Origin of the sequence: Pseudomonas sp. GZD-209 (assembly GCF_049310485.1) — a bacterium.
GTDB lineage: Bacteria > Pseudomonadota > Gammaproteobacteria > Pseudomonadales > Pseudomonadaceae > Aquipseudomonas > Aquipseudomonas sichuanensis.
On the sequence record NZ_JBMOWQ010000188.1, the window covers coordinates 24,059 to 33,693 of the forward strand.

Sequence of the window (9,635 nt, forward strand, 5' to 3'; positions counted from 1 at the left end):
CCCACAGTGACTTGTGCAAGCCTCTAGATAAAGGGTGCCCAAGAAGGCCCCAAGGACCCCGTGAAAATGGCCTACCAACCCCAGGAAATCTTCTTCCGCAGCAGCGCTCCGGTGACCATCGACGAAGACAAATGCATCGCCGAAAAAGGCTGCACGGTCTGCGTCGAGGTCTGCCCCATGGACCTTTTGGCCATCAACCCGGCCACGCAGAAGGCCTACATGGCCTTCGACGAATGCTGGTACTGCATGCCCTGCGAGAAGGACTGCCCCACCGGCGCGGTGAAGGTCGATATCCCGTACCTGCTGCGCTGAACCCGACCCACCCGCCATCCGGCCGAACCACCGGACGCCCACCTGCAATGCCCCTCGTTTCCCACCACCCATGCCGGGCGGCGGAGACGACACCAATACCTAAAACGATTCGAGGGGAACACCCATGCGCCTTGTAGCAACCGTGGCCGGCCTTGCGCTGGCAATCACCGGCCTGAACGCCAACGCCGAAACCATCCGTATCGCCATCGGCACCCAGGACACCACCATCAACTGCGCTACCGGCGGCCTGTTGATCCGCGAGCTGGGCCTGCTCGACAAATACCTGCCCCATGACGGCAAGTACAAAGACGCCCAGTACCAGGTCGAGTGGAAGAACTTCACCAGTGGCGCGCCGCTGACCAACGAGATGGTTGCCGGCAAGCTCGACTTCGGCGCCATGGCCGACTTCCCTGGCTCGTTCAACGGCGTCGCCCACCTCGACGCCGGCAAGCGCAGCCTGTTCATCAGCGTGCTGTCCGGCAGCGTGCACGGCAGTGGCAACGGCATCGTGGTGCCGGCCGCCTCCAGCGTGCAGTCGCTGGCCGAACTCAAGGGCAAGACCATCTCCGTGCCGTTCGCCTCCACCGCCCACGGTATGCTGCTGCGCGCGGTCGCCGCCCAAGGCTGGGACCCGCAGAAGGACGTGAAGATCATTGCCCAGGCCCCGGAGATCGCCGGTTCCGCCCTGCGCAGCAACCGCATCGAGGCCCACGCCGACTTCGTGCCCTTCGCCGAGCTGTTCCCCAACCGCGGCTTCGCCCGCAAGATCTACGACGGCGCCCAGGCCAACGCGCCGACGTTCCATGGCGCGCTGGTGGACGCCGACTACGCGAAAAAGTACCCGGAAGTGGTCACCGCCTACCTGCGTGCCAGCCTCGAAGCCGACCGCCTGCTCGCCGCCGAGCCCGAGAAGTACAGCGAGCTGATCGAAAAGGTCACCGGCATCGAAGCCGAGGTGAACTACCTGTTCCACGGCCCGCTCGGCCTGCAGACCCGCGACCTTACCTGGAAGCCCGAGTACCGCCAGGCCGTGGCCACCTCCATCGACACCCTCAAGCTGCTGAAGAAGACCGACCGTGGTCTGGACACCGCGCAGTTCATCGACGACCAGTACATTCGCAGCGCCTACAAGCAGGCCGGGCAGGACTACGACAAGGCGCTGAAAAACTACGACCCGCTGCCACTCAAGGCCGTTGATGCCACGACCGGCAAAGCCATCACCGACTTCAGCCGCCTGGCGCAGATCTGGGTGCGCGGCGAGGACAAGGTGCGCCACTACGCCTCCCCGGAGGCCGCGCTCACCGCCCTGGCCAAGCTGGAGCAGGAGGGCAAGGACATCCGCGCGATCTACGCCCAGGCCGCCGACAGCGGCATCAAGCTGCTGGCCAACCAGGCCTGGTTCGTGCGCAACGGCCAGGGCCAACTGGCGGCCTTCCTGCTCAAGGACCAGGCCGAGCAGTACGCCAAGGCCCATGGCGGCGAGGCGCTGGACTTCGTCCATGCCAACCAGAAGCTGCTCGCCCAGCGCTGACCGGGAGCCGCCGCCATGACCCGTGACCTTGCGCGCTGGCCCCTGCGCCTGGCTTCGCTGCTGGCCTGCCTGCTGTTCTGGCAGCTGGCCGCGAGCCACAAGCTGAACCTGCTGCTGTTCACCTTCACCTACGTGCCCACCCCTGGCGCGGTACTCGACGCCGCCTGGCAACTGCTGGCCTCCAACACCTTGCTGGCGCACCTGGGCAGCAGCCTGGCGCGGGTGTTCGCCGGCTACGGCGTGGCGGCGCTGCTGGGGGTGAGCCTGGGCCTGTTGATCGGCCGCTCGAAGTGGCTGGAGGATACGCTGATGCCGCCGCTGGAAGTGCTGCGGCCGATCCCGGCGGTGGCCTGGATCCCGCTGGCGATCCTGATGTTCCCCTCATCGGAACTGTCGATGGTGTTCATCACCTTCACCGGTGCGCTGTTCCCGATCCTGCTCAACACCGTGCACGGCGTCGAGGCGATCGACCCGCGCCTGGTGGCCTCGGCGCGCAGCCTGGGCGCCGGACGCTGGGCGATCCTGCGCGAAGTGGTGCTGCCGGGCGCGCTGCCGAGCATCGTCACGGGGCTGGCCATCGGCATGGGCACCTCGTGGTTCTGCCTGGTGACCGCCGAGATGATCGCCGGGCAGTTCGGTATCGGTTACTACACCTGGGAGTCCTACACCTTGCAGAACTACCCCGACATCATCGTCGGCATGCTGCTGATCGGCGTGCTGGGCATGGGCAGCAGTGCGCTGGTCAAGCGCCTTGGCGCGCTGGCCACGCCGTGGATACGGAGGAGCGCCTGATGAGCAGTCATCAACAGCTGCCCGGGCGTATCGAAGCGCAGGGTTTGTCGATTCGCCTGGGCCATGGGCGTGACGCGTTCGAGGCGGTGCAGGCGCTGGACTTTGCCATCGCCCCGGGCGAGTTCGTGTGCATCCTCGGGCCGTCCGGCTGCGGCAAGTCCACGTTGCTCGGCGCGTTGGCCGGGCACCTTACCCCGGCCGGCGGCCAATTGCGGGTGGACGGGCAAGCGGTCGATGGCCCTTCGCCGCAACGGGGCATGGTGTTCCAGCATCACACCCTGCTGCCGTGGCGCAGCGTGCTCGACAACGTGGCCTTCGGCTTGAAGATGCAGGGGCAGGGCAAGGCCGAGCGCCAGCACCAGGCCGCCGAGATGCTGCAACTGGTCGGCCTGGGTGACTTCGCCCAACGCTGGCCCAGCCAGTTGTCCGGCGGCATGCAGCAGCGCGCCGAGATCGCCAGGGTGCTGATCAACCGCCCGCGCCTGCTGTTGATGGACGAACCTTTTGGCGCCCTCGATGCGCAGACCCGTGCGCGTATGCAGGAACTGCTGCTGGATATCTGGGCGCGCATCCGCACCACGGTGGTGTTCGTCACCCATGACATCGACGAGGCGCTGTTCCTGGCCGACCGCATCCTGGTGATGAGCCCCCGGCCTGGGCGCTTTATCGAAGACCTGCGGCTGGACTTCGCCCGCCCGCGGCGCGCGAGCCTGCTGACCAGCCCCGAATTCACCCACCTCAAACGCCATTGCCTGGCGCTGCTGCGCCATGAAGAAGGCCGCGAACTGCCGCGCCTGACACCGTTGGGCCTGCCCGACACCGACCATCCTCCGCTGCGGATTGCGCTATGACTGAACGAACCACGGACAACCCCGACATCATCGACCTGCTGCCACGTCTGAACGACCTGGATGCCGGCGTGCGGCGCATCGCCCTGATCGAACTGGCCGACCTGGAAGACCCGGACGGCCTGCCCTGGCTCACCGATGCGCTGTTGGTCGACGGTAACGCTGAGGTGCGCGCCGAAGCCGCGCGCTTGCTCGAAGCCTGGGAGACGCCGGAAGTGGTGCAGGGCCTGTGCGCCGCACTGGCCGACCCCGCCGAGCCGGTACGCCTGGCGGCTGCCCAGAGCCTGAGCGAGCTCAAGACCCAGGAGGCCGGGCAACTGATCCTGCCCTGGGCCACCCATGCCGATGCGTTCGTGCGGGCCAGCGCCCTGCGCGCCCTGCGCGAGCTGCGCCTGGAGGACGCCGCGGTGCCTGCGTTGCAGGCGTTGGCGGATGTGGATGCCGGCGTGCGCCGCGAAGCGGTGGGCATCCTGGGCTGGCTCAAGCATGCGCCGGCCTTGCCCGCGCTGGCGCAGCTGGCAGCCAACGAGCCGGATACCGAAGTGCGCCGCGCCGCCATCGGCGCGTTGGGCCTGGCCCGGGATGCCCGTGTGTTGCCGGCGCTGATCGGCGCCTTGGCCGATGAGGCCTGGCAGGTGCGTGAGGAGGCGGCAACCACCCTGGGCAAGGTCGGCCAGGCCGAAGCGGGCCAGGCCTTGATCGCAGCGCTGGCCGACAGCTACTGGCAGGTGCGCTTGCGCGCGGCGCGGGCCTTGGGCCGGTTGCGCCATGTGGCAGCGCTTGATGGGCTGGCGCAGTTGCTTGGCCATGGCATCGCCAACTTGCGCAAGGAGGCGGCGCTGGCGCTGGGTGAGCTGGGTGAAGCCCGGGCTTTGCCGGCGTTGCAGGCGGCCGAGGCCGACAGCGACCCGGAAGTGCGCAAGGCGGTGCGCATCGCCCTGGCGCAATTGCAGGGGGCGGTGTGATGGACGCGCCCAGCGCCTTGCGCAACCGCCGCGAACGCGCTGAGCTGCTGGTGCAGTGGGGCGAGGTCGAGCAGGTGATCAGCCACGCCCGGCTGCGCGGTGCCTGCCCCTGCTCACAGTGCCGGGCGGCGCGGCTGAAGGGCGCGATTTCGCTGGTGGGCGAGGATGTCCGCGTGGCGCGGATCGAGGCCCAGGGGTATGGGGTGCAGCTGGTGTTCAGCGATGGGCACGAGCGGGGGATTTATCCTTGGGCCTATCTTCGCGAACTGGGCTGAAATCAATCGCGGGGCAAGCCCGCTCCCACGCTGTGGACTGCCCCCAAGACAATCCAATCCTTGGGGGCAGTCCAGTTCGTGGGAGCGGGCTTGCCCCGCGATAGGGCCGGTACAGGCTTAAAGAGCAATCAACTCCGGCCGCAACCCTTCCACCCTTTGCACCACCGGCCGCAGATACCCGCCATCCCCGGTAATCTGGTGCAGCACCTTCTCGCGCAGGCCATGCAGCGCCACCCCGGTGCGTTGGCGCGGATGCGGCAGCCCGATCTCCACCACCGCCTTGATCCGCCCCGGCCGCGGCTCCAGCACCACCACCCGGTCGGCCAGGTAGGTCGCCTCTTCGGCATCGTGGGTCACCAGCAGAATGGTCACCCCCGAGCGCTCACGTATTGCCAGCAGCTCGTCCTGCAACTGCTGGCGGGTCAGTGCATCCAGGGCGCCGAACGGCTCGTCGAGCAGCAGGATGCGCGGGCTGGCCACCAGCCCCCGGGCGATCGCCACGCGCTGGGCCATGCCGCCGGAGAGCTGGTGCGGATAAGCCGATTCGAAACCGACCAGCCCCACCAGTTGCACGAACTCATGCACCCGGCGGGCGCGCTCGCCCTGGGTGAGCTTGTCGTTGACCAGCCCAAGGGCGATGTTCTGCTCCACCGTCAGCCAGGGGAACAGGCGGTGCTCCTGGAACACGATGCCGCGTTCACCGCCGATGCCACTGACTGGCTTGCCATCGACGCGGATCTGGCCGCTGTAGTCGTTGTCCAGGCCCACCAGCAGGCGCAGCAGGGTGGACTTGCCGCAGCCCGACGAACCGACGATGGCGATGAATTCGCCCTGCTCGATCGACAGGTCGAAGTCGCGAATGGCTTCGAACGGCTGGCCGTCCACGCTGAAGGTCTTGCCGACTTTTTCGAAGCTGACCAGCGGCGGTGTGGCGTCAGCTTGATTGGCCGCGTGCAGGGCCGGGGTGATGAAGGCGTTCATGCGGATCTCCAGCGCGTGGCGCGCGATTCGAGGCGTTGGCCAAGGTGGCCGAGCAGGGCGCCGACCAGGCCGATCAGGACCATGGCGGCCATCACCTGGTCCATGCGGAACAACTGTTGGGCGCCGATCATCAGGCTGGCGATGCCGCCGTCCGAGGGCATGAAGTATTCGGCGCCGATGGTGCCCAGCCAGGCGTAGATCAGCGACAGGCGCAGGCCGGCGAAGATCGCCGGCGCAGCGCCCGGCAGCACCAGCAGGCGCAGGCGTTGCGCCAGGCCCAGGCGCAGCGCCTGGGCCGCCTCGCCCAGTTGCGGCGACAGGCTGGCGATGCCGCGCTGGGTGGCGATCAGCAGCGGGAAGAACGCAGCCAGGGCGACGAACACCAGCTTGGCGCCTTCCCCCAGGCCGAACCAGGCGGTGAGCAAGGGTACCCAGGCAAACAGCGCCACCTGGCGCAGCGCCGACAGGCTCGGGCCGAGCAGGCGCTCGCTGCGTTGCGACAAGCCCAGCAGCAGCCCCAGGGCAAAGCCCGCGCCGCCACCGAGCAGCAACCCGGCCAGGGTGCGTTGCAGGCTCAGGCGCAAGGCTTCGCTCAGCGAGCCATCCAGCAGCCCGGCAGACAGGCTGCGCAGTACATCCAGTGGTGAGGCGAGGATGTTGGCGTCTACCCAGCCAAAACTGTTGGCGCACTGCCACAGGGCCAGCAGCGCTGCCGGCAGCAACAGGCTCTGCCAGCCCTTGGCCACGGCGCCACGCGGCTGCTCGCCGGTGGCCGGTTGCGGCCAGTACAGCAGGCTGCGCTCCAGGCGCGAGAAGCCACGGTCCATCACCGCGCCGACCAGGCCGATCAGCAGGATGCAGAGGAACACCAGGTCGAGCATGAACAGCTGGCGGCCCCAGACCATCAGGTAGCCGATACCTTCGCTGGAGGCCAGCAGCTCGACCGCCAGCAGCGACGTCCAGCCGGTGGCCAGGGCCAGGCGTACCCCGGCGAGGAAGGCGGGCAGGGCAGCTGGCAGCAGCAGGCGCAGGAACAACAGGTGGGCTGGCAGGCGCAAGGTGGCGGCGGCTTCGCGCAGCTTGGGTTGGGCGTCGCGCACACCGACCAAGGTGTGCAGGGTGACCGGTACCACCACCGCCTTGACCAGCACCACCAGCTTGAGCACTTCGCCAATGCCGAAGAACAGCATGAACAGCGGGATCCAGGCCAGCGTGGGGATTTGCGCCAGGGCCACGAAGGTCGGCAGCACCAGTGTCTGCGCCCGCCGCGAAGCCCCCAGCCAGGTGCCCAGCACCAGGCCACTGGCGATGCCCGCCAGCAACCCCCACAGCAGCCGTTGCAAGCTTATCCACAGGTGGCTCCACAGCTCTCCGGAGCCAAACTCCAGGGCGCTCTGCCAGACCAGCGACGGCGCCGGCAGGATCTGCTCGCTCATCCAGTGCTCGCGGCTGGCCACCAGCCACAACGCCGCCAGCAGCACCGGCACGAGCCAAGGCAGCGCGGCATGGCCGTAGGCGCGGCCTTGCGCCGCGAACGGGCCGCGCAGCGGCCCCAGAAGCCATCTGGGCTTGCTCAAAACTCCGCTCATCCGGCCATCTCCCAAACCGTTCCTTGTTTATTCATTTATGGAATTAAAAATTCACACAAATAACATTCAAGAGATAAGAGCATGCGCCTCCTGCATCGGGAAGCCCCAATCCGTTGCGTTTTCCTCATATTTTCCATGCGCTGCCTGCAAGCCGCCCCAAGACCCGCATGGCCGCTGATTTATGCCTTCTGGTTACTGAAGAATGACGTATTGATCTTTGTAGGTTCTAACCGGACCTGCCTAGCTTCTGGCCAAAGCGCCGGCCATCGCCGGTGGCAGCTTGCCAAGGAGCCTTGCCATGAAAACCCCTTTTCGCCACCTGCTCACCCCGCTGCTCGCCGGCTTGCTCAGCGCCTTGCCGCTGGTGGCGCTGGCCGCGCAGCCCGACGTGATCCGTATTGCCGTGCCCGACCTCAGCGCCGGCAGCAAGCCCAGCGCCGGTGGCGTGGTCGATGTATTGCGTGACCAGCAGTTGCTGGAAAAAGAGTTTGCCAAGGACGGCATCCGTATCGACTGGCGCTTCTTCAAGGGCGCCGGCCCCGTGGTCAACGAGGCGTTGGCCAACGGCCAGGCCGACTTCGCCTACCTGGGTGACCTGGCCGCCATCATCGGCAAGGCCAATGGCCTGGACACCCGCGTGCTGTCGGCCGGTGTGCGCGGGGTGAAGAGCTACCTCGGCGTGGTGCCGGGCTCGGGCATCCACAGCCTGGCAGACCTCAAGGGCAAGCGCGTGGCGGTGTTCCGCGGTACCGCCAACCAGCTGTCGTTCGCCAGCGCCCTGGCCAGCCAGGGGCTGTCCGAGCGTGAGCTGAAAGTCATCAACCTGGACTTCAACGCCGCCAACGCCGCGCTGGCGGCCAAGCAGATCGACGCCACCTGGGGCCTGTCCAACCTGTTGTCGCTGCGCGAACGCGGCCTGGTCGAGCTGCCGGTCAACTCCCGCGACCTCAAGGGCGCCGGCAGCACCCAGGCGGTGCTGCTGGGTACCGGCGACTTCATCCGCCAGCACCCCGAACTGGTGCAGCGCCTGGTCAATGCCCAGCTGCAGGCGGTGAAGTGGCTGCGCGACGAGCACAACCGCGACGCCTACATCGACCTTGTGGCCACCACCGCCAACTGGCCGAAGAGCATCCTGCGCGATGACCTGGCCCAGGAAAACCTTGCCGCCTATTTCGACCCGCGCCTGGACGCTGGCTTCGTCAGCCTGCTGCAACAGGGCGTGGACCTGGCCGCCAAGGAGCGCCTGATCCGCCGGGATTTCCAGGTAAGCGAGTGGGTAGAACCGCGCTTCCTCGATGCCGCCCTGCGACAGGACCAGGCCGTGCAGGCCGCCCGCTGATTCAAAACCCCGACAAAAACCGTGAGGACCACGACCATGAGCAACGCCGCACTGGCTACCGCGCCACATACCCTTGAGCTGGATATCCACCCCGTCGCCGGGCGCATCGGCGCCGAGATCCGTGGCGTCAAACTGTCCGCCGACCTCGACCCGGCCACCATCGACGCGATCCAGGCGGCGCTGGTGCAGCACAAGGTGATCTTCTTCCGCGGCCAGGACCACCTCGACGACATCGGCCAGGAGGCCTTCGCCCAGCTGCTGGGCGAGCCGATCGCCCACCCCACGGTGCCGGTGGTGGACGGCACCAGTTACTTGCTCCAGCTGGATGGCGCCGAGGGCCAGCGGGCCAATTCCTGGCACACCGACGTGACCTTCGTCGACGCCTACCCCAAGGCCTCGATCCTGCGCAGCGTGGTGGCCCCGGCTTCGGGTGGCGACACGGTGTGGGCCAATACCGCCGCCGCCTACCAGGAGCTGCCGGACCCCCTGCGTGCGCTGGCCGACCAGCTCTGGGCGGTGCACAGCAACGAGTACGACTACGCCAGCGTGAAGCCGGACGTGGACCCGGCCAAGCTCGAACGCTATCGCAAGGTGTTCACCTCGACGGTGTACGAAACCGAGCACCCGGTGGTGCGGGTGCACCCGATCAGCGGCGAGCGGGCGCTGCAGCTGGGGCATTTCGTCAAACGCATCAAGGGCTATTCGCTGGCCGACTCACAGCACCTGTTCGCGGTGTTGCAGGGGCATGTGACGCGCCTGGAGAACACCGTGCGCTGGCGCTGGCAGGCGGGGGATGTGGCGATCTGGGACAACCGCGCGACCCAGCACTACGCGGTGGACGACTATGGCACCCAGCCACGCGTGGTGCGCCGGGTCACCCTGGCGGGCGAGGTGCCGGTGGGGGTGGATGGGCAGTTGAGCCGGACCACACGCAAAGGCTGAGCGTCTTGTCCTGAAATAGGTTTACACCATACAGCTGTGCACTATCCACGCCATCGCGGGG

General features: G+C 67.4%; 10 protein-coding genes. 8 read left to right on the forward strand and 2 right to left on the reverse strand.

Annotated features, from left to right (window positions below; all coding sequences use genetic code 11):
- Positions 1–66 precede the first annotated feature (66 nt).
- The 6 genes from ACO6VM_RS20345 to ACO6VM_RS20370 all read left to right on the forward strand — a co-directional run bounded on the left by ACO6VM_RS20345 (position 67) and on the right by ACO6VM_RS20370 (position 4,723).
- The gene (locus ACO6VM_RS20345; RefSeq protein ID WP_008096634.1) at positions 67–312 is read left to right on the forward strand and encodes a 4Fe-4S dicluster domain-containing protein; all 246 of its coding nucleotides are present in this window, start codon (positions 67–69) and stop codon (positions 310–312) included.
- A gap of 124 nt (positions 313–436) precedes the next feature.
- Positions 437–1,843: an ABC transporter substrate-binding protein gene (locus ACO6VM_RS20350; RefSeq protein ID WP_401057477.1), complete on the forward strand. Its 1,407-nt coding sequence runs from the start codon at positions 437–439 to the stop codon at positions 1,841–1,843.
- A 15-nt stretch (positions 1,844–1,858) separates the two neighbouring features.
- Positions 1,859–2,635, forward strand: coding sequence for an ABC transporter permease (locus ACO6VM_RS20355; RefSeq protein ID WP_390966431.1), 777 nt, complete (start codon positions 1,859–1,861; stop codon positions 2,633–2,635).
- Positions 2,635–3,486: an ABC transporter ATP-binding protein gene (locus tag ACO6VM_RS20360; RefSeq protein WP_390966429.1), complete on the forward strand. Its 852-nt coding sequence runs from the start codon at positions 2,635–2,637 to the stop codon at positions 3,484–3,486. Before ACO6VM_RS20355 ends, ACO6VM_RS20360 begins: the two co-directional genes overlap by 1 nt.
- On the forward strand, positions 3,483–4,448 hold the full coding sequence (locus ACO6VM_RS20365; RefSeq protein WP_401057478.1) for a HEAT repeat domain-containing protein: 966 nt from the start codon (positions 3,483–3,485) through the stop codon (positions 4,446–4,448). The genes ACO6VM_RS20360 and ACO6VM_RS20365 overlap by 4 nt, the downstream gene beginning before the upstream one ends.
- Positions 4,448–4,723: a DUF971 domain-containing protein gene (locus tag ACO6VM_RS20370; RefSeq protein ID WP_401057479.1), complete on the forward strand. Its 276-nt coding sequence runs from the start codon at positions 4,448–4,450 to the stop codon at positions 4,721–4,723. Before ACO6VM_RS20365 ends, ACO6VM_RS20370 begins: the two co-directional genes overlap by 1 nt.
- Positions 4,724–4,840: 117 nt before the next feature.
- On the opposite strand, the gene ACO6VM_RS20375 is transcribed toward ACO6VM_RS20370, so the two are convergent.
- Both ACO6VM_RS20375 and ACO6VM_RS20380 read right to left on the reverse strand, forming a co-directional pair.
- On the reverse strand, positions 4,841–5,704 hold the full coding sequence (locus ACO6VM_RS20375) for an ABC transporter ATP-binding protein (RefSeq protein ID WP_153785580.1): 864 nt from the start codon (positions 5,702–5,704) through the stop codon (positions 4,841–4,843).
- A complete protein-coding gene (locus tag ACO6VM_RS20380; protein ID WP_401057480.1) occupies positions 5,701–7,293 on the reverse strand; it encodes an ABC transporter permease in 1,593 nt (530 codons plus the stop codon). Before ACO6VM_RS20380 ends, ACO6VM_RS20375 begins: the two co-directional genes overlap by 4 nt.
- Before the next feature lie 298 nt (positions 7,294–7,591).
- Between ACO6VM_RS20380 and ACO6VM_RS20385 the strand changes: the two genes are divergently transcribed.
- Together ACO6VM_RS20385 and ACO6VM_RS20390 are read left to right on the forward strand one after the other, a co-directional pair.
- Positions 7,592–8,632, forward strand: coding sequence for an ABC transporter substrate-binding protein (locus ACO6VM_RS20385; RefSeq protein ID WP_401057481.1), 1,041 nt, complete (start codon positions 7,592–7,594; stop codon positions 8,630–8,632).
- A 36-nt stretch (positions 8,633–8,668) separates the two neighbouring features.
- Positions 8,669–9,574 carry a TauD/TfdA dioxygenase family protein gene (locus ACO6VM_RS20390; RefSeq protein ID WP_390966419.1) on the forward strand — a complete coding sequence of 302 codons (906 nt, stop codon included), beginning with the start codon at positions 8,669–8,671 and terminating at the stop codon, positions 9,572–9,574.
- Positions 9,575–9,635: the final 61 nt, after the last annotated feature.